The sequence below is a fragment of the Oryzifoliimicrobium ureilyticum genome (assembly GCF_037199735.1).
GTDB lineage: Bacteria > Pseudomonadota > Alphaproteobacteria > Rhizobiales > Rhizobiaceae > Rhizobium > Rhizobium ureilyticus.
Genome location: NZ_JBBBVQ010000009.1, coordinates 147,733 through 166,774 on the forward strand (window position 1 = coordinate 147,733; position 19,042 = coordinate 166,774).

Genomic DNA, 19,042 nt, shown 5'->3' on the forward strand with positions numbered 1-19,042 from the left:
ACCAAAACAATTCAGGACGTCTATCTTTCGATCATGGAAGACGGGCTTTTATTGCTACTTCCTCGCGCCGGAATGGACCGGCCTAACATTCAGACCGATAACACTGCCCCGGACGAGCGGTCTTGCTCGCCCGTCCGCTGTCGGCTTTTCGAAAGGAACACACCATGACGGACCAGAAAGTCGTTCTCATCACCGGCGCTTCGAGCGGCATCGGCGTCGGCATTGCCAAGGCGCTGGCCGGCGGCCCCTACAAGCTGATGCTGGGCGCGCGCCGCACGGATCGTCTCGCCGCGCTTACCGACGAGTTGCGCGCTGCCGGCACCGAGGTCGAATATCGCCGGCTGGATGTCACCGATCAGGCCGATGTCGCAGTCTTCGCCGAGGCGGCCCGTCAAACCTTCGGCCGCGTCGATGTCATCGTCAACAATGCCGGCGTCATGCCGCTTTCCCTCATGGCCTCGGTCAAGGTCGGCGAATGGGATCAGATGATCGACGTCAACATCAAAGGCGTGCTCTACGGCATTGCCGCCGTGCTGCCGGAGATGACGGCGCGCGGTTCGGGCCACATCATCAACATTGCCTCGATCGGTGCATTGTCTGTCTCGCCAACGGCAGCCGTTTATTGCGCCACCAAATTTGCAGTCCGGGCGATCTCAGACGGCCTTCGCCAGGAGCGTGACGACATCCGCGTCACCTGTGTTCATCCGGGCGTGGTGGAGAGCGAACTGGCCGGCACGATCACCGACCCGGTGGCCGCCGAAGCCATGAAGACCTATCGCGCGATCGCATTGCAGCCTGAAGCCATCGGCCAGGCTGTGCGCTACGCCATCGATCAGCCTGACGACGTCGATGTCAACGAAATCGTCGTCCGCCCACGACGCTCGGCCAATTGACCGGCGTCCTCAATCACGCGCGCACCGCGTGGGAGGAGAACCTGAAATGCTAACACCGATCCTGATGGCCGCAAGCTTGCTTGCGGCTTCCTCACCAGCGACTGCCCAGGAGAACAAAATGAGCAACGAACAAGCATCGCATCCCTATGTCGGGCTCTGGTCGACCGCCGACAACCTTATCCGGCATCGCCTCTTGCCGAACAACCGCTATGACGAGGCGCGCGGCCGGCGCGAGAGCGCCTATCAGGGGCGCTACCTCGTGACAGGCAACCATATCGACTATTGGGACGATACGGGCTTTACCGCCGACGGTGATTTCATCGATGGTGTCCTGTATCATGGCGGCATGATCCTTTACCGCCAGCCGGAATAATGCCTTGACGGGCTGCGGTTATCGCTCGACGACGACTTGCGTGCCCGGCTGCACGATCTCGTACAGATGTTCGACATCTTCCCGGTACATTCGAAAGCAGCCGCTCGAGGCATTTCGCCCGATCGAAGACGGGTCATTCGTGCCATGAATGCGCAAAAGACCATCGGCCAGATAGATCGCGCGCGTGCCGAGAGGATTGGACGGACCTGGTTTGACGACGGCGGGAAGACGCGGGTTCTTGCGCCGCATTTCAGCCGTCGGTCGCCATTCCGGATATTCCTTCTTCGAAACCACGCGCGTCGTCCCGAACCACTGCTTGCCTTCGCGGCCCACAGCGATCGGATAGGCAAACTGCTGCCCTGAAGGATCCGTGTAATACAGCGTGTGGGCGCTCGTGACGATCAGGATCGTGCCTGGCGCGGCGCCCTGCGTCTGCGAGTGACGGCGATAGGGTGCCGGCCGATATTGAGGGCCGCCATATTGGGGCCTTTCATATTGCGGCGCTCGATCATAGTCGTATTCGGGGGCAGGTTCCGGCGCATAATAGGGATCGTCATATTCATAGACACGATTGTCGCGATAAGGCTCGACATATGGGTAATACTGAGCCATGGCCTGCAATGCCGACAGCAAGAAAAACGCTGCTGCCGCGATCATCCCTAATCTCATCGTGTCTCCATTAATGCGAATTCTTTCCGTCGAGGATATAGGGGAGCGAATTGAAAGAAACAAAGCGAGGCAAACGCCTTCGCGATATCGTGACCGGTTTGCTGTCAGAATGGTGAACGTGTGATGCTCAAACTTTGATGCAAGGCGCGAAGGGCACGACATCGCGACCAGTCTAAAGCACACGCTTACCAGTTCGTACTGACGAACAGGTCTGCCGATCATGCCAATAAGCGGGACGGAGTGCGATACCGTCTTGCGCGCGATCAGAACGCGGCGCGGCGCCCACGGAAGGTCAGCGGCGGGGGAAGCTTTTCGTGCACAGCCGCCAGTTGCTCCAGCCATTCAGCCAGATCATCGGGAACTTCTTCGTTGCCTGCCTCCATGGCCTCGATCCAGGATAGCTCGCATTGCAGGGCGGAAGCCAGATTGATCGGCGTCCAGCGAATACGAATCAGGCATTGTGTAAAACGTTCGGAGGTCATGGATCAAACCCTCGCATGCCGGGCGCAGATGTCAAGCTTGTCCGCAAGGTCGAAAGCCGCACATCCACAGGGCTTTTCGGCTATTCTTCTGGCGGCTTCGGCAAGGGCCGCCAATGGGTTGGCGTCCATCCGTCCGGCAAGCCCTGCCAGTGTTCGATCTCCTGCTCGGAGCCCTGCAGCTTGCGTCGCACCAGCCGCACATCCGGCCACCGCCGCTCCTGATTGCCGGCGGACTCGCCGGACGGCAGCTTTTCACGAGTTGCCCAAACGTCGACATCGACGTTGAGCGGAATTGTCTGAATCGTGTGCCATTTTGCCATAGTTCAACCGTGCCCAGTCCGCCATCGGCGCCATCATAGCAGCCGGTTCATATTAGCTTTTATCAATGCAGTTTCGGCCCGCAAAGCCACCCGCTCTTAAAACTGCTCGAATTATGTCGCCATGCCGTTGTTATTCGGACACTGTGTCATTTTGTTATCACCTCAGCGCGTCACAGCCTCCGCAGCCACCCGCGAAGAAGCGCCTGAAGGGCGTTCCGTGAAATGCGCTACGTTGGTGATCACCCTGCCCGGCTTGGACCGATAATCGATGCATCCGGCTTCAAACAGGAATCTGAGTCGAACTTTTGACGGTCTGCATGGGAATATCCGTCTTGACCGTCTGCACACCGTTCTTGCGCGTCAAATGCGCCATCTGGAATTGACGGTAGCCGTCGAGATCGGTTGCAACGACGCGAAGCAGTGCATCGCATTCGCCTGCCATGATGTGGCACTCCGTCACCTGAGGCAATGCATTCATGGCCTGGGCAAAGCTCTCGACCGTTTCGGCATCTTGGGCTACCAGGCTGATGCGGGCAAAGACCGTCAGACCGAAACCGACCTTGACCGCATCCACAAGCGCGACATAGCGCTTGATCATGCCGGCATCTTCCAACCGCTTTACCCTGCGCAGGCAAGGCGATGGCGAAAGCCCAATCTTGTTGGCGAGATCAAGGTTTTGGATCCGGCCATCGGCCTGAAGCAAAGTCAGGATAGCTTTGTCTATTCTGTCGAGCTGAGCAGCCATTCAATGCCTCTTCTATTCGATTTGACGCTACGCAATGCCAATCCTAACGGAACTGAGGCAATATTCGCAATGTCCTGCTGCGTCCTCTGCGCTACACTCTTGAATTGAAGAACGTGTCGCCGCTCGCCTGAGGAGATAGTATGGTGGACGAGACTTTCCCAAAATCAGGATCTGATCTGTTGCTGGAGGTGCTTCAGGAACAGGGCATCACCCATGTTTTCGGCAATCCCGGCACGACCGAGATGCCCATCATGCATTCTCTCCGACAAGATCCGGATATCCAATATGTCCTCGGACTTCAGGAAACCTCCGTCGTGGCGATGGCCGATGGCTATGCAAAGGCAAAGGGCAAGCCCGCTTTCGTCAATCTTCATACGGCCGGCGGCCTCGGCCATGCGATGGGGGCGATGCTGCACGCCCATATCGCCAGGACGCCGATGCTGGTGACAGCTGGCCAGCAGGACACGCGGCACAGTTTCACAGATCCGCTTCTTTACGGCGACATCCAGCGAATGGCCGATCCGACGGTAAAATGGTCGCGCGAGGTCATTCATCCCGAGCATATTCCCGCGCTCGTGCGACGCGGCTTGCAGGAAGCAATGATCCCGCCGCGCGGCCCCGTGATGCTTTCGCTCCCAATCGATGTCCTGACCCGTACCACAAAAGCAAAGGCAGGGCGCGGCTCGACGATCTACGCCAAAGCCGCTGCCGATGGATTGGAGGTTCTTGCCGCAGCGCTTGCAGCGATAGGCCCTCGGCGCCTGGCGATCGTTGCCGGCGATGAGATCGATGCAAGCCATGCCGGCTCCGAACTCATTGAGCTTGTCGAGATCCTGGGCGTCAAAGTTTTTGGGCCATCCTGGCCGGGATCGATGCCCTTCCCGACAGATCATCCGCTCTGGGCTGGCAATCTGCCGTCGACGGCAAGCGCCATGCAGAAGATACTCTCCGACTATGATGCCGTGCTTGTTCTGGGGGCCAATCCCTTCATTTCCTATCTCTACAGCGAGGGCGACGCCGTCCCCGCAGACTGCCGGATTTTTCAGTTGACCGAAGATGCCAGCCAGGCAGGCAGGATCTTTCCGGCGCAGATCGCCTGCGTGGGTCACCTTAAGACATCGCTTGCACGCTTGATACCGCTCATGACGCCGCTCGTGCAGAAGCATAAGAAGGAGGTTGAAGCGCTGTTCGATCTCGCCAAGGCGAGCCGGCGGCACCGTCTTGAGGCCTTGGTCACGAGGTTCGATACCGAGCATTTTCGCCGTCCGATAACACCCTTCGTGGCGACGGGCGAGATTTTGAACGCGATCGGCAAGGACGCTGCCGTCGTCGATGAGGCTCCCGCAACCATGTATCATGTGCGCGCCTTTCTCGAACGCGCCTCGGTGCGCCGCTACTTCTTCATGCGCAGCGCGATCTTGGGATGGGGGCTTCCGGCAGCCGTTGGCGTCTCGCTGGGGCTTGATCGCTCTCCCGTCGTCGCGCTTTTGGGCGATGGCTCGGCGCTATACTCACCCCAAGCGCTCTGGTCGGCCGGAAAGCTGGAGCTGCCGGTGACCTTCGTCATCATGAACAACGCCGAATACAATATCCTGAAGCGCTATTCGGTAGCCCAGGGCTACGAGAGACAAGGCAATTCAACCATAGCAGGCATGGAGCTGGTCGATCCTGCCATCGACTTCACCTCTCTCGCCTCTGCGTTTGGCATTCAAGCGAGACGGGCAAGCCACGCTGATGAAATCGGCCCGATGATCAAGAATGCGATAGCCTCAGGCAGGCCGAACCTCGTGGAAATCGCGATCGGAACGGAATGAAAAAGCTCTGCCCGGACCGATCGCCCGAACAGAGCAGAAGGAGATAGTCGAAGCGTGACGGCCTTCTTATGCGCAAGGCCATCAGGCGATCAGCTGGCCTTGCGCATCGCCTGCGCCATGCTGGACAGATTGCTGCCTTCCACGGTGCGAAAGCCCCTGATGAGATTGAGCAGGTCGCCGGTATCGTTGGCAAGCACATCGGCAGAGGCGGTGGTTTCCTCGGCCATAGCGGCATTTTGCTGAGTGGCGACATCGAGCTGGTTGAGCGCCTGGGAGATCGAGCGTAGCGTCGTATCCTGTTCCTGGGCGCTATGAGAGATCTTCGAGACAACCTCATTGGCGCCTTCGATCTGGCTGGAAATGCGCTTGAGCGCATCGCCGGCCTGGCCGACCAGTTGTACGCCCTGCTGCACCTGGACGGAGGACCGCGCAATCTGATCCTTGATTTCCTTCGCAGCCGAGGCCGAACGCTGCGCAAGCTCGCGCACTTCCTGCGCCACCACGGCAAAACCCTTGCCGGATTCGCCGGCACGCGCCGCTTCAACGCCTGCATTCAGCGCCAGAAGATTGGTCTGGAAAGCAATCTCGTCGATCATGCCGATGATCTTGGTGATTTCGGCGGAAGATTGCTCGATACCGCTCATGGCGGTGATGGCCTGCTCAACAATCGTATCGCTCTGGCGTGCATCCTGGCTGATCGTCTGAACACGCTGCGCCGCCTCGATGGCGCCGTCCGCCGTCTGCCGGACGGCAACCGTCAGCTCATCGAGTGCCGCCGAGGTCTCTTCGAGATTGGCAGCCTGACGTTCGGTGCGCTGGGCAAGCTCGCTCGAGGCACGGCGGATTTCTTCCTTGCTGAGGCCGATATCGTTGCCTTTGATGCTGACGCGCGCCATGGCCTGTTCGAGCTGGGTCAAGGCATGGTTGAAATTGTCCCGCAGGCCCTGGTAGCGCGGGCCAAGATCGGCACAACGCGCAGTAAGGTCGCCATCCGCCAGTTTTTCGAGAGAACGCCCAATGGTCGAAACGGCAAAGGCCTGCTCCTCGGCTTCGCGGCGCTGGGCTTCGGCATTTCGCTGGCGCTCATCGTCCAGCTCGCGCTGTTGCTGCTGCTGGCGCGTTGTCATCATATGGCGCTCGCGCACCTTTTCCTGCAGCGATTGCGTCGCTTTGGCCATCATGCCGATCTCATTGCGAAGCTCGGTATGAGGAATAGCGATTTCGGTGTTTTCATTGGCAACGGCATTCAGCGCGTCATGGATGTTGCGCAGAGGTCGCGTAATGCCGCGGATAATGAAATAGGCTGCGACGATGGCTATAACGAGAATGCCGAGCCCGATGCTCACAGCCTCGAAGATGGCGCGGTGGACCTCAGCCTCGAGATCGTCCATGTAAAGGCCCGTCACGACAATGACGCCCCAGGGATCGAAAGATTTCGCATAGGCGCTCTTGAGGAAGGTCGCATCTTCTGGCTGGCCGGGCTTGGGACCGTAGAAATCGGCTCGCCCGCCACCCTTCTGGCCGATCTCCACCAGCTTCTCGCGATAGAGATTGCCCTTCGGATCGGGTTTGTTCTTGAAATTCTGGCCGACACGCTTTGCGTCATAATGAAAGAGCATGTTGACGTCGCGGTCATAGCCGAAGAAGTAGCCGTCCGGCTCGAAGCGGAGCGAAACAAGCTCGGCATAGGCCTGCTTGCGCGCCTCTTCCATCGGAAGCTCACCCGCCTTGACGCGGTCGTCATAGCGCTTCAACAGCGAAATCGCCGTCTCCACCTCGGTGCGCAGCATGTCGTAACGCTGCTGATAGATGGTCTGGGACGAGGACCGGATTTCAAAGAAAGTCGCTACGAAAAATGCAGCAACAAGGCCACCAACAAGTATGGCAAGCTGCATCGAAACTTTAAGACGCGTCATTGGGGTTCCACATCGGTAATTCGATTGAAGTGAATGCCGTCCCGTCCGTCAGCCGGACATCATGACGCAGGCGCATCGCGCCGATGCTCCATTGCATCGATACCTATTTTAGAAGTCAAAAATTAATGCTTCTTCAACCTGCACGCTAAGCGACCATAGACACACCAATTTCGATACATTCCATGCGGAACGAACGGGCGATCTCGAACCCATCTCGTTGGGCGCCCGTTCTTGCCAAAACCCTTTCGGCATAGGGTTTTCGGATGGCGCTTGACATTTCCGAAAATGAGAACAAAATAAGAACAAATCTCACGGAGGATTGCATGACGCACACCGATGAAGTGATTGCCAAAGCCCTGGCCGTGGTGGCCGCCAGCCGCGCCGAGCGGGAAAAAGACGCCGAACGGCGCAAACGCGTCTTCGGCTCCATTCAGATCGGCAGGCCGCTACCGACGATCAAGGGCCAACAGCTTTCCCTGGACCTGCACTGATGGAAACCAAGCTCGATCCCGATCTCGCCTATGAGGTGGAGGCAACGCTTGCCTTTTATGACGAGGATGCCAAGGCAGCCATCGCGGCCTTGCTTTGCGATATCAAGGAGCTGCGCCGTCAGTTAAAGCGCCGGGCATTCGCTCTGCCTGCTTCAAGTCCTCAGCCAAACCGTCGCGCCGCCTGCATTTCGCCGCAGGCGCTGCTTCCTCCGCCAATCACGCATGCCGCCATCGCATTTTGAAAAAGGCCGGCTGCGGATTGGTATGCCTATTATGAAGGCTTGGTCTGCGCCGTGCCAAGCCATTTGCTTCCCCTTGAAAGCCCATCGCATGGTCGACGAGGCAAAGTGTCGCCATTGATAGGAAGGACGGCGCGGCGTAAGGCTAGCAATGATTTAGGGGCGATTGGCCCTGTACGACATTGTTGGTTCAGCAAGCGCGCTGCACCGGGTCGAGACGAGAGATGGCCGGATCGATGGTTTTACGGCTTGGCAGGATGACGAACCGGCTATTGTGTCTCTTGTCTGAGACGGCTGCACATCTGTTGATCGGTATCTTCAAGTTTACGGTAGCGCTTGGCGCTCTTGCCATCGTGATCAGCACCTTTGTGTTCGTCGGCAGCATCATGATTTTCGTCACTATTTGCGTGGCAGGTGCTTGCCTCGTCGCAATCGCAGCGATCCTCCCCAACCTGATCAAGTCTCCGCCGCGATCCCGCGATAAATCGCGCGGGTGAAACGGATTATTCTCTTCGAGAGGTTCAGTTCTGCGATGACTTGCGGGCAAGGCGTGAAGATCTCAGCGGATTTCACCGCGAAGGCATGTCCTCAAGAGACATGGCTATGGTTCGCACTCGCACCAGCCGTTTCATCCGTGCGTAGCCGGTAGCCGATGCCGCGCGCGCACTTGATACAATTGCCGCCGAGCTTTTTGCGCAGACTGTAAACGAGTACTTCGATCATATTGCTTTCGACAAGGTTGTCGCAGTCGTAAAGCGCATATTCCAGATCGTTCTTCGAAAGATAACGATCTTGATATTCCATCAAAAGCCGCAGCAGATGTTTTTCCTTATGCGACAGATGCAGCTCTTCATCGTCACGATAGACGGTCAGTTCGTGCGGATAAAGGCTGATATTGCCCCATTGCAGCTTTGACTGCAGGCGGAACTGTGGACGGCGGGTGAGCGCCCTGACCCTTGCCAGAAGCTCCTCCGCATCGAAAGGTTTGACGAGGCAGTCGTCAGCACCAAGCTCTAACCCGTGCAGGCGCGACGGCTGATCGTCCATGGCCGTTAGAATCAGGATCGGCAGGTCCGAGCCTGATTTGCGAAGCGAACTGACAATCTCGAAACCATTCATCCCCGGCAGATTGAGGTCAAGGATCAGCGCAAGATAGTTCCCGGCGGCGATCGCATCGAAACCGGCATCGCCGGTGCGGAACCAATCCACACCATAGGTGTACTTTTCGAGTGTCTTCTTCAGCGCAGAGCCGAAGTCGTAGTCATCTTCGATCAGAACAAGCCGCATGCGAAAAATCTGCCCCAGAGTCACCAATTTCAGACGGCAGAAAATCAAGCATCGGTGCGAGCGCGATCTTCTCCATCCAGTAGCATTACGTCGCCGACCTCCTTTTGGTTTGCTGCTCGAAACTTAATCGATCAACATTCCTGCAGTTCCGCTACCCGATACCTGCCTTCGAACGAGGGCAATCTGATGACACAAAAAATTTACTTGCGTCAAGTTTTACGGCCATAGCGTGCCGGGACGGCGTATCTCGCTCGTGAGGCCTTCAACCGCGGTACGCTTGCTCGAGGCGCGAGCAGCAGGGCACGAAGCCTTCCAAAACAAGCTTAGGCACGAGGCCTTTGAAAAATCTGACCCGGTGCTCGGCTTGATGCTGCGGGCTCGTAAGGCCGGCCATACTGATTACCGCCCTTTGATTTCGATCGATACATTGCGTTGTCCGCCTCTTCATAAAGCGCGGTCGGCGACATCGCACCTTTGGCAAAGGCAAGACCGACGGAGGCGCTCACGGTCACCACCCGCTCCACTTGCCAGGCAAGCGCTTCAACGATAGACGCCGCTGCACATTCGACATCATGAGCATTTCGTCCCGTATAAACGACCGCAAATTCATCGCCGCCGATGCGCGCCGTCAGCTCGGCATCTTGGGTTATCTCGCGCAGCCGCCGCGCAGCCTCTTCAAGGCAGGCATCTCCTGTCTTGTGGCCCATCAGGTCATTCACGCTCTTAAATCCATCAAGATCGATCAAAATCAAGGCTGTGGTTGCCTTGTTCCAGTTCATGTCAAAAAGGCGGTCGAGGCATCTTTGGAACTGAAAGCGATTGGCAAGTCCGGTCAGATAGTCGAAATCGGCACGACGGCGTATTTCGTCGAGCATCAGCATCTCCGCCGTGATGTCCTGCTTGAGGCCGAAGATCCGGACTGGGATATCATTGTCACATTCTACTGTTGCAGTTATCCTGATCCAGCGCCGGTTGCCTTTGGCCGTCATGACGTCCGCGTCGAAGGTAAAGCCGCTTTTGTTGGCAATGGCCTCAGTCCGCAGACGGTTTAACTCGTCGGCCTTTTCCTTCGAATAAAGCGCAAGAATGTCTTCGCGATTGAGCGGCGTCCCAGGTGCAAGATCGAAAAGCTCGTAAACGACATCCGTCCAGGTAAGCTTCTCGTCCGGTAGCGTGCATTCCCAAACGCCGATGCGCGCCGCTTTCGAGCAGCGGTCGAAAATCTTGCGGAGATGGCCAAGATCCGAAGGCTGGAGGCGATCCACAACGTCTTCATCGCGCAAAATTTTCCGCCAGCTCGGCATCAGTGCCTTCAGCCGGAACTTCATTGCCATAGCCCCTATTTCACTCCGACCTCAATGACGGCAACAGTGCCCGTCTAAACGTTGATTTACGGTTCACTCATGCGTGCGGTTCAGCCCTTGGCAGCCGCAATTTTCCTCGATGGTAAAGCATTTGCTTAAATGCTCGCGCCGTGGTGGTATGGCGCAAGGATAAGCAACTGGCGCGTCTTTATTCCGACCGGCATTTGCCGGAAGCCGCCAAAGCCACCTGCAACGCGCCGATGACTTCGTCCAGCGGCCAGCAGATGGTCAGATCGAAAACGGCAGGAACCTTCGCGCGTACCTTCTGCTTGCCGTACAACCAGAGCAAGTAAACAGAAGACAGGCAGTTAGGTTGCCTGTGATGGCGCGATTGCCTGCCGCAGCGCCTCGACCACGACGCGAATGACAGGGACAGCCTTGATGTCGGAATGGACGACCAGCCAGATTTCGCGAACAAGCGCTGGATGATCACCGACCGGGCAAAGCGTCTCATTTGTCTCAAGGACGACATCGGGCAGCATGGCAATGCCTGCTCCTGCCCTTGCGGCGGCAACCTGAAATTCCAGCATCGACGATTTAAGCGCAATGGGCCTGCCTTGCGCCAGTTCCACGAGGCGCAATTGCTGCGGGGCATCCTTCATGCCGTCGTCATAGCCGATAAATGTCCAACCGGCGGGATCGACGGCGGCAAGATAAGCCGGCGCCGCGTAGAGGCCGAAAGCAATCTCACCAATCTTGCTGATGGCATAATCGCCTGCATCAGGCCGTGTCAGGCGAATGGCAATATCGGCTTCCCGCCTGTCGAGGGAGGCAAAGCGCTTTTCCCCGACAAGGGTAATGTGAATGCCTGGATGCGCCTGACGAAGGGCCGCAATGGGATGGGCAAGGCGCAGGCTGGAAAAGGCAGGTGGCGCACTGATCCTGATGTGACCGCTCAAAGCTTCGGCGTCGCTTCTCCCAAGCTGTTCGATCTTGGCCGTCTGAAGCGCAATCGATGCAACAAGCTCGGCCACCTTCTCGCCATCGACGGTCAGAAGAATACGCCGGCCCCTCCGATCGACCAGCTTGCGTCCAAGCCGCCGCTCCAGGGCGGCAACGCGCCGGCCGACAGTCGCGTGCTCGACGCCGAGACGTCGCGCGGCCCCCAGCAAGGTCCCGGCTTGCGCCAGTGCTAGGAAATGCCTGAGATCGTCCCAGTCGAGCGATGTTAATTCGTGAACATTCATTGGGAGAAAATAGGGAATTTTTTCTCATGGTGCTATGGGCGAATATGACTCCAGCAAAGGAGATCAAACTATGAAAAATCTGAGCATCGTGCTGCAATCGCCCGGCGACGTCTCACAATTTGAGGCCGTCGAGCAGGCCGTGCCGCAGCCAGGCGCCGGCGAAGTCGTCATCCGCCAAGAGGCCATAGGCGTGAACTTCCTCGATATCTATCAGCGCAAGGGCATTTATGCGCTTCCATCTTATCCGGCAGTCATCGGCGCTGAGGCGGCAGGCACGATCGTTGCGCTCGGAGAGGGCGTCGAGAGATTGGCGGCAGGAGACCATGTCGCCTATGCCGGTCCGCCGATCGGCGCTTATTGCAGCCTTCGTACGATCGCGGCAGAGCGCGTGATCAAGCTGCCAGCCGACGTTTCCATGGAAACGGCCGCGGTTTCACTTTTGAAAGGGATGACGGCGGTGATGCTGCTGGAAAAGACCTTCGCGGTGAAATCCGGCGATACGGTCCTGGTGCATGCGGCCGCTGGCGGTCTTGGCAGCATTCTGGTGCGGGGTGCAAAGGCGCGCGGTGCAACCGTTATCGGCGTGACCAGCACGGCTGAGAAAGCGGAAATAGCGCGCTCCTTAGGCGCCGATCACGTTATTGTCGGGCGCGAGATCGATCTTGCCAAGGAAGTCAAACAGCTTACGGAAGAGCGCGGCGTTGATGTAGCCTACGATGGAATAGGCGGCGATATGCTGGTCAAGACACTACGCTCCGTCCGCCCTTTCGGCACGGCCGTCACCGTCGGTCAGGCGGGTGGACCGATCCCGCCCATTTCCGTCGAGGAATTGCGGCCCGGCAAGAACCTCTCCCATCCCAGCATCATGGCATGGTGCAGCGAGGTCGCGCGTTACCGTGAGGTCGCGGAGGCAGCCATCCGCGATATGACTGCCGGCATTGCCTCCGACATCGGCGGCACATACCCTTTGGTTCACGTCGCTAAAGCGCATGAGGCGATGGAGGCCGGCCGCACCACAGGCAGTCTTCTGCTGATCCCGTAGAACATCGAGACTTCTTTCGCACCGCTCTTGCTCAACCGGACCTTGCCGCAAGGATCGTGATCATAATCTGCCTTTGCGCCATTTGCTGCCCTCGATAAAGCCAAAGGCACCGTAAAAACGCCACGTCTTGCGGTGATGCAGGGGAAGGTGCAACAGCAGAGTGATGGCATGATGCAGGATCGATCCGAAGGTTGGGAAATGATTGCGCCGCAATTTATGGCGGCGCGATCGGCAATTGGCACCGAACTTGTCCTTCGCTGGGCACGCGACCATCTGCCGCCTCAGACCACCATCCTTGATGTCGGATGCGGCAACGGCTTGCCGATTGCAGGGGCACTGATCAAGGCAGGTTTTGCGGTTTTCGGCATCGATGCATCGCCGACACTGGTGACCGCCTTTCGCGAACGATTTCCGGATGCGCCCTGTCTTTTAGAGGCAGCGCAGGACAGCCCGATGTTCGACCGACAGTTCGATGCAGCCATGTCGATCGGCCTTATTTTTCTGCTTTCTCCCGACGATCAGCTACAGGTCTTAACGCGGGTCGCACAAGCCCTTCATCCTGGGGGCCGCTTTCTGTTCAGCGCACCTCGGCACGCCTGCACCTGGCACGATAATCTGACGGGTCGTCAGTGCCAATCGCTCGGACTTGAGGCCTATCGTCAGCATCTGGCAAGTGCGGGATTGCAGCTCGTCTCCTGCCTCCAGGATGAAGGCGAGAACGACTATTTCGACTGCATCAGGATCTCAGACTGAAAGAAATCCATCTTTTTTCGCTTCTCACTGCGCGGGCCTGACATATGTGAAGGCTCTGAATGTGCCCTCCAAAAAGGTCACTGAAGAAGGGAAAGAAAAAGATGGACGGACAGGAGCTTGCGTATCGGTATCGCGCCTATATCGCTTGTTTGAACGAACGACGGTTCGACGAGCTTGGCCTTTATGTGAGCGAGGACGCACGCCATAATGGCAGAACACTCGGAGTAGATGGCTATCGGGCCATGTTGGAACGAGATGTGCATGACATACCCGATCTCGTCTTTCATATCGAACTGCTGATCTGCGAACCGCCGAAGATTGCCGCACGGCTGCGCTTCGATTGTCATCCGGCCGGCCTCTTCCTCGGCATCAAGGTCAACGGCCGCAGAGTAGAGTTCTGCGAAAACGTGATCTACGAATTTCGTGACGGGCGCATTAGCGAGGTCTGGTCGGTGATCGACAAACAGGCGATCGAAACGCAGCTTGAATGAAGCATCTCGTCCAAGATCGAACGCGAGCTTCAAACGATGCCGTGGGCTTCGCGGGCGATCAGGCATTCCGGATCGCCCGGCAGGCAGGCGCGGCAAACGTCCGGACGTACCGCGTAGATCATGCAGGCCGTTGCCTCTCCGATCTTGCCTGACAGGGCCAAGCAGCGCTCGCCCTCACACCGCATCCCGCTCTGATCGGCCGAGCGATATTGCTCGGGTATCAGTTCCAGCGCTTCGTCCGACTCCAGCGAAAAGCGCGGCCATTCGGACGAGTAAGAACAACAGGCCCCGCATGACTGACAGTCGAAATCGGCAAGCGGCGCATCGCGCTCGTCACTGATCTGGACATCCCGGCTCATCGGTTTCGTGCTCTTTCCTCGTTTGGATCAGCCACAGCAAGCAGTTGGATACACTGCTCGCTGTCAGTTTTGAGGCAATGCATCGCTTGGCTCAGATGAAATCATCTAAGCGCAAGATGCATTTAAACGTTTTTCATCAGCCAGATCTTGCCGGCCATGGTGATGCTGTGCGCCGACTGATCAGCCTCGACACCTTCGTCCAGGGCACGGACCAGGCCGTGATTGCGTAATTCATTGACGGTCTGCGTCGTCGCGAACTTGACCTTGATCGGCCGCTCCTTGAACCGGTCGCTCTTGGCATAGGTCACGGTCGCATTGAGATGGGTCCATCTCTTGGCGTCCTGAGGATGAAGATCGCCATCTTTCGCCAGCTTCAGGCCCTTGATCTGAGTTGGCGTCAGCTCCACGGCAAGCGCGGCTGCATTGGCATTTGCATTCTCAGGGATAGTCATCGTCTTTCTGCTTTCTCTCGCATGTTCAAATATATTCGTTGCTCATTCGACAGCACCGATCGGCGAAAATTGCTGCGCATATGGCATATCGACCGAAGGCGGCAGCGCTTTCGCCTGCGGCCTGCGGATCATACTCCCGTTCACGGCTGTCGTGAAATCAAGTCCGCAAGGGCACTTGGGCGAGATGCGACCGATATGTCAGAGCGCCAGCAATAGTCTGCTTCGCAAGCGACTGTCGCGTCGGGTTTAAATGGCAGATGCCCGAAGGCCATCCGGCCTCACCCGATGCATGCGCCTTCCCTATGCGAAAACCGCCTCATCTGCAAGGATAACAGTCAATATGTGATCAAAGGTGCTTGACGATGGCCTGCCAGGCGGCGTTGCCAAGCGCGGAATCGGCAGCATCTGTCCCGCCATGAGCGTGTTTGGTGGAGCGCGGTGTTGTCTCTCCGGGCAAAAGGACGCGGTGACCGGCCTCGGCATCGAAGACGAGCTCGACGGAAAGGCCGTGGCGCTGACGTCGCTCCGATATCTGGCGCGCAAAGATATCGGACGGCCACAGCGCATCGTCCCCACCGGCCACGAGGATAAGATGGGCGCTCGTCTTCTCAACCGGAATGACTGCGCTTTCGATTGCATTTTGCTCATGCTGAAGACAGTGCTCGAAGAGGCTTCGATAAGAGACGAGCCCGTCCCGGTATCGTGGCGTCAATTCCGGATCGGCAGGAACGAAAGCATAGGGCTTGCCTTCAAAACTCCAGGATGAGCGCTCGGGCCAGGAAACGCCGTCGATGCCAGGTCCGACATTGCCCCAGACCACGGAGCTCGGGCTGATGGCGACCACAAGGTCAACCCTCGGATCGATGATCGAAACAAGAAGCGCAGCCTCGGCCCCTTTGGACGTTCCGACTATCACGAAGCGCTGGCAGCCGCGTGCGGCAAGATAATCGATTGCCAAGATGAAGGTCTCGAGCGGGACCTCGCAGATCCCCGGCGTCTGATGGGGGCCGCCGAACCATTGGAGGGCCAGGGCTTTCGTCCCGGCTGAAGCAAACAGCTCCGCTCTTTGGATATCGACCCGCCCGCTTGAGCCGGCTAGAACGAGAACGCCGGTCGTCGCATTTTGCGAGCCCGTGGCCATGGCACCGATGATCGGCCCGTTCAGCATATCAATGGCGAACTTGCTCATGGGGTTCTGCCCTCACACCATCTCTTCCATCACAACACCTTGCGAAAGAACACGACCCGCTCGGTTTCGCGAAAGCCGAGAGCCTCGTGCATGGCGTGGCTTGCCTTGTTATCCGCGCGTGCATCGGAGGCAAATTCGCTGACGCCCCGTTGCCGCCCGAAGTCCTCCACCGCCGCGCACAAAAGCCTTGCTACCCCACTCAGCCGCCGGTCCGGCTCGACATAGATACCTTCGAGAAACAGAACCGGCGAGCTGGAGCAGCCATTGACATAGTTGTGGCGCAGCGAGGCTTCCGCAAATCCGACGGCCCTTCGATCTTCATCGATCGCCAGGAAGCCGGCAAGCCGCCCATCTTCATCGGCCAGGATGGCCGCGATCTCGGCGGCATGCTTGTCCGTGGGTGATGACGGCCAAAGCGCTGCGCGCATCTGCGCCCATTGCGCAACATGCCCGCGAGTTGCTCGCTCGATCCTGAGCGTCGGATCAGGCTCCATAGCGACCTCCCGAGAGAACCGATCTTCGCCGCACCTCGCCAATCTGCATCATCTGCCCTCCCGCTTCACCAGCTTTAGCATTGCCTTAAGTGGAAGCCTATGCGCCGCGATAGCGCAACGCCTCCACCACCACCGCAAAGGCTGGCGTTACCTGCCTGCGGCTGGGGTAGTACAGGTGAAAGCCAGGAAAGGACGGACACCAGTCGGTCAAAACGCGAACCAGCGAACCCTCGGCGATCTCGCTGCGGACCCGTTCTTCCGAAACAAAGGCAAGACCTGCGCCGGCCAAGGCTGCCTTGATGGCAAGCGTCGAGGTATTGACGATCAATCGTCCCTCTACGCGCACCCGCAAGGCTCTGCCATCCTTCTCAAACTCCCAGGCATAAAGCCCCCCGGCTGTCGGCAGGCGAAGATTGATACAATGGTGCTCGGTCAGATCATGCGGGGTCTGCGGCAGGGAGCGGTCAGCAAAATAAGCGGGCGCTCCGACCACGGCCATCTCAATATCGGGGCCGATGCGCACCGCCACCATATCCTTTGCGATCTGCTCGCCGAGGCGCACGCCCGCATCGAGCCGTTCCGCCACGATGTCGGTCAGTCCATTGTCGATCAGGATCTCGATGGTGATATCGGGATAATGCGGCAAGAGCTTGTGCACGGTTGGCCACAAGATGAGATCGGCCGAGTATTCGGCAGATGAGATGCGCACCGTCCCCGCCGGCTTTTCGCGAAGAGCGGAAAGCTGCGCCAGTTCGGCCTCGATTTCTTCCAAACGCGGCCCGATGGATGAAATGAGCCGCTCTCCCGCCTCTGTCGGCGAAACCTTTCGCGTCGTGCGCATCAACAAACGCAACCCCATGGTCTCTTCCAGATGCCGCACGGTTTGGCTCAGCGCCGATTGCGAAACTCCAAGAAGAGCAGCCGCCCTTGTAAAACTTCCCTCGCGCGCCACCATCATGAAAGCAGACAGGTCGTTGAAATCCGGCTTCGCCATTTATAAGCTGTCCTTATAAGTTCATGCCGATTTTACTGTCTTATAGCTTTGAGGACCAGCGCCTACATTGCTCTTCAGGAAACAAGAAAGGAGATCAGCATGGACATCAAGCGGAGCGGCTCCCAGCCATCGAGCAAGGGACCGGAAGCCTATTTCACCGGAACTGTCAGGCTGGACTCTCCCTTTTCCGCCGATGAACCGGCGCGCCTCGGCGGGGCTATCGTCACGTTCGAGCCCGGCGCTCGCACCGCCTGGCACACTCACCCACTCGGCCAGACGCTGATCGTCACGGCAGGGCTTGGCTGGGCGCAGCGCGAAGGCGGCCCGATCGAGGAAATCCGCCCTGGCGATCTCATCTGGTTCGCGCCCGGTGAAAAACATTGGCATGGTGCAACGGCCACCACGGCAATGACCCATATCGCGATTGCCGAAAAGCTGAATGGCAGTCAGGTCGATTGGCTGGAAAAAGTGACGGACGAAGAATATCGGGCGAGATCAGCCTGATGAGCCTGAACGCCATCATCCCCTGAAGCCAGCAGCGCTTCCTCATGCCAGATCGTCAATGCTAACGGCGCTCGGTCGTACGCGCCGCTGTCGGCCCGTGGTCGGAACCAGGAACGTCAAGGCGAGCAAAAATTTCGTGACCCCACGGGGCTCTTCCGATCTTGGCGGGTGAAACAGAGATGCGTGCCAGTTGGCAGAGTTAGCCATGGCCGCATGCCATCATATCACGCAAGGAGAAGATCTATGTCTCAGAACATTGAAGGAAAAACCATTGTCATCACAGGTGCCAGCAGCGGGCTTGGCGAAGCGGCAGCCCGCCGTCTTGCTAAGGCGGGCGCAAAACTCGTGCTCGGCGCGCGTCGCATTGACCGCCTGAAAGGCCTTGCCGGCGAGCTTGGCCTGCCGGACGGCGCTGCCATCGAGACAGACGTGACCAAAGCCGACCAGGTGAAGAACCTTGTCGATAAGGCTGTTGCAATGCACGGACGGATCGATGTTATCCTCAACAATGCCGGCCTGATGCCTCACTCACCACTCGAGCGTTTGAAGATCGAGGATTGGGACCGCATGGTCGACGTGAATATCAAGGGCGTGCTCTACGGCATTGCCGCCGCCCTGCCCTATATGAAAGAGCAGAAAAGCGGCCACATCATCAATGTTTCTTCTGTTGCCGGTCACAAAGTGCGGGCCGGAAGCTCCGTCTATGCGGCAACGAAGGCGGCCGTGCGCATGCTCTCGGAGGGCCTTCGTCTCGAAGTCAAACCCTACAATATCCGCACGACAATCATTTCTCCTGGCGCGGTGGAAAGCGAATTGCCGCAAAGCGTCACTGAAAAGGACGTCGCGGCCGGCATCGCCGACTTCTATGAAAAGAATGCCATTCCGGCTGACAGCTTCGCCCGTACGGTGGCCTTTGCCATCGAACAACCCGAGAATGTCGATATCAACGAGATCCTGTTCCGTCCGACGGTGCAGGAACTCTAA

The 19,042-nt window shown here is 58.1% G+C and carries 24 protein-coding genes; 11 read left to right on the forward strand and 13 right to left on the reverse strand.

Features of this window, described 5'->3' with window-relative positions; translation table 11 throughout:
- Nucleotides 1–164 precede the first annotated feature (164 nt).
- Both VQ830_RS14135 and VQ830_RS14140 read left to right on the forward strand, forming a co-directional pair.
- Nucleotides 165–893, forward strand: coding sequence for an SDR family oxidoreductase (locus VQ830_RS14135; protein WP_337268769.1), 729 nt, complete (start codon nucleotides 165–167; stop codon nucleotides 891–893).
- A 46-nt stretch (nucleotides 894–939) separates the two neighbouring features.
- On the forward strand, nucleotides 940–1,266 hold the full coding sequence (locus VQ830_RS14140; RefSeq protein ID WP_337268770.1) for an Atu4866 domain-containing protein: 327 nt from the start codon (nucleotides 940–942) through the stop codon (nucleotides 1,264–1,266).
- 18 nt (nucleotides 1,267–1,284) lie between these two features.
- Here the strand turns inward: VQ830_RS14140 and VQ830_RS14145 are convergent, their stop codons facing one another.
- The 4 genes from VQ830_RS14145 to VQ830_RS14160 all read right to left on the reverse strand — a co-directional run bounded on the left by VQ830_RS14145 (nucleotide 1,285) and on the right by VQ830_RS14160 (nucleotide 3,482).
- Nucleotides 1,285–1,935 (reverse strand): L,D-transpeptidase, encoded by a 651-nt coding sequence (locus VQ830_RS14145; RefSeq protein WP_337268771.1) that lies wholly within the window; start codon nucleotides 1,933–1,935, stop codon nucleotides 1,285–1,287.
- A gap of 263 nt (nucleotides 1,936–2,198) precedes the next feature.
- Nucleotides 2,199–2,417 carry a hypothetical protein gene (locus VQ830_RS14150; protein ID WP_337268772.1) on the reverse strand — a complete coding sequence of 73 codons (219 nt, stop codon included), beginning with the start codon at nucleotides 2,415–2,417 and terminating at the stop codon, nucleotides 2,199–2,201.
- Between the two features lie 80 nt (nucleotides 2,418–2,497).
- Nucleotides 2,498–2,737 (reverse strand): DUF551 domain-containing protein, encoded by a 240-nt coding sequence (locus tag VQ830_RS14155; protein WP_337268773.1) that lies wholly within the window; start codon nucleotides 2,735–2,737, stop codon nucleotides 2,498–2,500.
- A 280-nt stretch (nucleotides 2,738–3,017) separates the two neighbouring features.
- Nucleotides 3,018–3,482 carry an Lrp/AsnC family transcriptional regulator gene (locus VQ830_RS14160; protein ID WP_337268774.1) on the reverse strand — a complete coding sequence of 155 codons (465 nt, stop codon included), beginning with the start codon at nucleotides 3,480–3,482 and terminating at the stop codon, nucleotides 3,018–3,020.
- 140 nt (nucleotides 3,483–3,622) lie between these two features.
- Between VQ830_RS14160 and VQ830_RS14165 the strand changes: the two genes are divergently transcribed.
- Nucleotides 3,623–5,296: a thiamine pyrophosphate-binding protein gene (locus VQ830_RS14165; RefSeq protein WP_337268775.1), complete on the forward strand. Its 1,674-nt coding sequence runs from the start codon at nucleotides 3,623–3,625 to the stop codon at nucleotides 5,294–5,296.
- Between the two features lie 89 nt (nucleotides 5,297–5,385).
- On the opposite strand, the gene VQ830_RS14170 is transcribed toward VQ830_RS14165, so the two are convergent.
- Entirely contained in the window at nucleotides 5,386–7,212 is a 1,827-nt protein-coding gene (locus VQ830_RS14170; protein WP_337268776.1) for a methyl-accepting chemotaxis protein, read from the reverse strand.
- A 323-nt stretch (nucleotides 7,213–7,535) separates the two neighbouring features.
- On the opposite strand from VQ830_RS14170, the gene VQ830_RS14175 reads away from it, so the two are divergent.
- From VQ830_RS14175 to VQ830_RS14185, 3 genes are all read left to right on the forward strand, one after another.
- Nucleotides 7,536–7,703: a hypothetical protein gene (locus VQ830_RS14175; protein ID WP_337268777.1), complete on the forward strand. Its 168-nt coding sequence runs from the start codon at nucleotides 7,536–7,538 to the stop codon at nucleotides 7,701–7,703.
- Nucleotides 7,703–7,945, forward strand: coding sequence for a hypothetical protein (locus VQ830_RS14180; RefSeq protein ID WP_337268778.1), 243 nt, complete (start codon nucleotides 7,703–7,705; stop codon nucleotides 7,943–7,945). Before VQ830_RS14175 ends, VQ830_RS14180 begins: the two co-directional genes overlap by 1 nt.
- 221 nt (nucleotides 7,946–8,166) lie before the next feature.
- Nucleotides 8,167–8,439 (forward strand): hypothetical protein, encoded by a 273-nt coding sequence (locus VQ830_RS14185; protein WP_337268779.1) that lies wholly within the window; start codon nucleotides 8,167–8,169, stop codon nucleotides 8,437–8,439.
- Between the two features lie 91 nt (nucleotides 8,440–8,530).
- Here VQ830_RS14185 and VQ830_RS14190 read toward each other — a convergent pair whose 3' ends face one another.
- The 3 genes from VQ830_RS14190 to VQ830_RS14200 all read right to left on the reverse strand — a co-directional run bounded on the left by VQ830_RS14190 (nucleotide 8,531) and on the right by VQ830_RS14200 (nucleotide 11,780).
- A complete protein-coding gene (locus VQ830_RS14190; protein WP_337268780.1) occupies nucleotides 8,531–9,229 on the reverse strand; it encodes a response regulator transcription factor in 699 nt (232 codons plus the stop codon).
- 323 nt (nucleotides 9,230–9,552) lie between these two features.
- Entirely contained in the window at nucleotides 9,553–10,563 is a 1,011-nt protein-coding gene (locus VQ830_RS14195) for a GGDEF domain-containing protein (RefSeq protein WP_337268781.1), read from the reverse strand.
- A gap of 338 nt (nucleotides 10,564–10,901) precedes the next feature.
- Nucleotides 10,902–11,780, reverse strand: a complete 879-nt coding sequence (locus tag VQ830_RS14200; RefSeq protein ID WP_337268782.1) for a LysR family transcriptional regulator — start codon at nucleotides 11,778–11,780, stop codon at nucleotides 10,902–10,904.
- A 70-nt stretch (nucleotides 11,781–11,850) separates the two neighbouring features.
- On the opposite strand from VQ830_RS14200, the gene VQ830_RS14205 reads away from it, so the two are divergent.
- The 3 genes from VQ830_RS14205 (at nucleotide 11,851) to VQ830_RS14215 (ending at nucleotide 14,066) form a co-directional block, all read left to right on the forward strand.
- Entirely contained in the window at nucleotides 11,851–12,822 is a 972-nt protein-coding gene (locus VQ830_RS14205; RefSeq protein ID WP_337268783.1) for a quinone oxidoreductase family protein, read from the forward strand.
- Nucleotides 12,823–12,969: 147 nt separating this feature from the next.
- Nucleotides 12,970–13,575 (forward strand): class I SAM-dependent methyltransferase, encoded by a 606-nt coding sequence (locus VQ830_RS14210; RefSeq protein WP_337268784.1) that lies wholly within the window; start codon nucleotides 12,970–12,972, stop codon nucleotides 13,573–13,575.
- Between the two features lie 101 nt (nucleotides 13,576–13,676).
- A complete protein-coding gene (locus VQ830_RS14215; protein ID WP_337268785.1) occupies nucleotides 13,677–14,066 on the forward strand; it encodes an ester cyclase in 390 nt (129 codons plus the stop codon).
- Nucleotides 14,067–14,095: 29 nt separating this feature from the next.
- On the opposite strand, the gene VQ830_RS14220 is transcribed toward VQ830_RS14215, so the two are convergent.
- From VQ830_RS14220 to VQ830_RS14240, 5 genes are all read right to left on the reverse strand, one after another.
- Nucleotides 14,096–14,425, reverse strand: a complete 330-nt coding sequence (locus VQ830_RS14220; protein ID WP_337268786.1) for a YkgJ family cysteine cluster protein — start codon at nucleotides 14,423–14,425, stop codon at nucleotides 14,096–14,098.
- 122 nt (nucleotides 14,426–14,547) lie between these two features.
- Nucleotides 14,548–14,877 (reverse strand): hypothetical protein, encoded by a 330-nt coding sequence (locus VQ830_RS14225; protein WP_337268787.1) that lies wholly within the window; start codon nucleotides 14,875–14,877, stop codon nucleotides 14,548–14,550.
- A gap of 346 nt (nucleotides 14,878–15,223) precedes the next feature.
- Nucleotides 15,224–16,066 (reverse strand): acyl-CoA thioester hydrolase/BAAT C-terminal domain-containing protein, encoded by an 843-nt coding sequence (locus tag VQ830_RS14230; protein ID WP_438617928.1) that lies wholly within the window; start codon nucleotides 16,064–16,066, stop codon nucleotides 15,224–15,226.
- A 29-nt stretch (nucleotides 16,067–16,095) separates the two neighbouring features.
- A complete protein-coding gene (aac(6'), locus tag VQ830_RS14235) occupies nucleotides 16,096–16,560 on the reverse strand; it encodes an aminoglycoside 6'-N-acetyltransferase (RefSeq protein WP_337268788.1) in 465 nt (154 codons plus the stop codon).
- Between the two features lie 97 nt (nucleotides 16,561–16,657).
- Complete coding sequence (locus tag VQ830_RS14240; RefSeq protein ID WP_337268789.1) at nucleotides 16,658–17,554, reverse strand: LysR family transcriptional regulator; 897 nt, start codon at nucleotides 17,552–17,554, stop codon at nucleotides 16,658–16,660.
- 99 nt (nucleotides 17,555–17,653) lie between these two features.
- On the opposite strand from VQ830_RS14240, the gene VQ830_RS14245 reads away from it, so the two are divergent.
- Together VQ830_RS14245 and VQ830_RS14250 are read left to right on the forward strand one after the other, a co-directional pair.
- On the forward strand, nucleotides 17,654–18,058 hold the full coding sequence (locus VQ830_RS14245; RefSeq protein WP_337268790.1) for a (R)-mandelonitrile lyase: 405 nt from the start codon (nucleotides 17,654–17,656) through the stop codon (nucleotides 18,056–18,058).
- A gap of 243 nt (nucleotides 18,059–18,301) precedes the next feature.
- Nucleotides 18,302–19,042 (forward strand): SDR family oxidoreductase, encoded by a 741-nt coding sequence (locus VQ830_RS14250; RefSeq protein ID WP_337268791.1) that lies wholly within the window; start codon nucleotides 18,302–18,304, stop codon nucleotides 19,040–19,042.

Excerpts from the sequence above, each read along its gene's own strand:
- VQ830_RS14135 (WP_337268769.1), top strand. The coding sequence starts at position 165 with ATGACGGACCAGAAAGTCGTTCTCATCACCGGCGCTTCGAGCGGCATC.
- VQ830_RS14250 (WP_337268791.1), top strand. The coding sequence starts at position 18,302 with ATGTCTCAGAACATTGAAGGAAAAACCATTGTCATCACAGGTGCCAGC.
- VQ830_RS14190 (WP_337268780.1), bottom strand. The coding sequence starts at position 9,229 with ATGCGGCTTGTTCTGATCGAAGATGACTACGACTTCGGCTCTGCGCTG.
- VQ830_RS14215 (WP_337268785.1), top strand. The coding sequence starts at position 13,677 with ATGGACGGACAGGAGCTTGCGTATCGGTATCGCGCCTATATCGCTTGT.
- VQ830_RS14175 (WP_337268777.1), top strand. The coding sequence starts at position 7,536 with ATGACGCACACCGATGAAGTGATTGCCAAAGCCCTGGCCGTGGTGGCC.
- VQ830_RS14180 (WP_337268778.1), top strand. The coding sequence starts at position 7,703 with ATGGAAACCAAGCTCGATCCCGATCTCGCCTATGAGGTGGAGGCAACG.
- VQ830_RS14155 (WP_337268773.1), bottom strand. The coding sequence starts at position 2,737 with ATGGCAAAATGGCACACGATTCAGACAATTCCGCTCAACGTCGATGTC.
- VQ830_RS14225 (WP_337268787.1), bottom strand. The coding sequence starts at position 14,877 with ATGACTATCCCTGAGAATGCAAATGCCAATGCAGCCGCGCTTGCCGTG.
- VQ830_RS14245 (WP_337268790.1), top strand. The coding sequence starts at position 17,654 with ATGGACATCAAGCGGAGCGGCTCCCAGCCATCGAGCAAGGGACCGGAA.
- VQ830_RS14160 (WP_337268774.1), bottom strand. The coding sequence starts at position 3,482 with ATGGCTGCTCAGCTCGACAGAATAGACAAAGCTATCCTGACTTTGCTT.
- VQ830_RS14205 (WP_337268783.1), top strand. The coding sequence starts at position 11,851 with ATGAAAAATCTGAGCATCGTGCTGCAATCGCCCGGCGACGTCTCACAA.
- VQ830_RS14165 (WP_337268775.1), top strand. The coding sequence starts at position 3,623 with ATGGTGGACGAGACTTTCCCAAAATCAGGATCTGATCTGTTGCTGGAG.
- VQ830_RS14150 (WP_337268772.1), bottom strand. The coding sequence starts at position 2,417 with ATGACCTCCGAACGTTTTACACAATGCCTGATTCGTATTCGCTGGACG.
- VQ830_RS14195 (WP_337268781.1), bottom strand. The coding sequence starts at position 10,563 with ATGGCAATGAAGTTCCGGCTGAAGGCACTGATGCCGAGCTGGCGGAAA.
- VQ830_RS14145 (WP_337268771.1), bottom strand. The coding sequence starts at position 1,935 with ATGAGATTAGGGATGATCGCGGCAGCAGCGTTTTTCTTGCTGTCGGCA.
- VQ830_RS14240 (WP_337268789.1), bottom strand. The coding sequence starts at position 17,554 with ATGGCGAAGCCGGATTTCAACGACCTGTCTGCTTTCATGATGGTGGCG.
- VQ830_RS14140 (WP_337268770.1), top strand. The coding sequence starts at position 940 with ATGCTAACACCGATCCTGATGGCCGCAAGCTTGCTTGCGGCTTCCTCA.
- VQ830_RS14220 (WP_337268786.1), bottom strand. The coding sequence starts at position 14,425 with ATGAGCCGGGATGTCCAGATCAGTGACGAGCGCGATGCGCCGCTTGCC.
- VQ830_RS14170 (WP_337268776.1), bottom strand. The coding sequence starts at position 7,212 with ATGACGCGTCTTAAAGTTTCGATGCAGCTTGCCATACTTGTTGGTGGC.
- VQ830_RS14230 (WP_438617928.1), bottom strand. The coding sequence starts at position 16,066 with ATGAGCAAGTTCGCCATTGATATGCTGAACGGGCCGATCATCGGTGCC.
- VQ830_RS14200 (WP_337268782.1), bottom strand. The coding sequence starts at position 11,780 with ATGAATGTTCACGAATTAACATCGCTCGACTGGGACGATCTCAGGCAT.
- VQ830_RS14185 (WP_337268779.1), top strand. The coding sequence starts at position 8,167 with ATGGCCGGATCGATGGTTTTACGGCTTGGCAGGATGACGAACCGGCTA.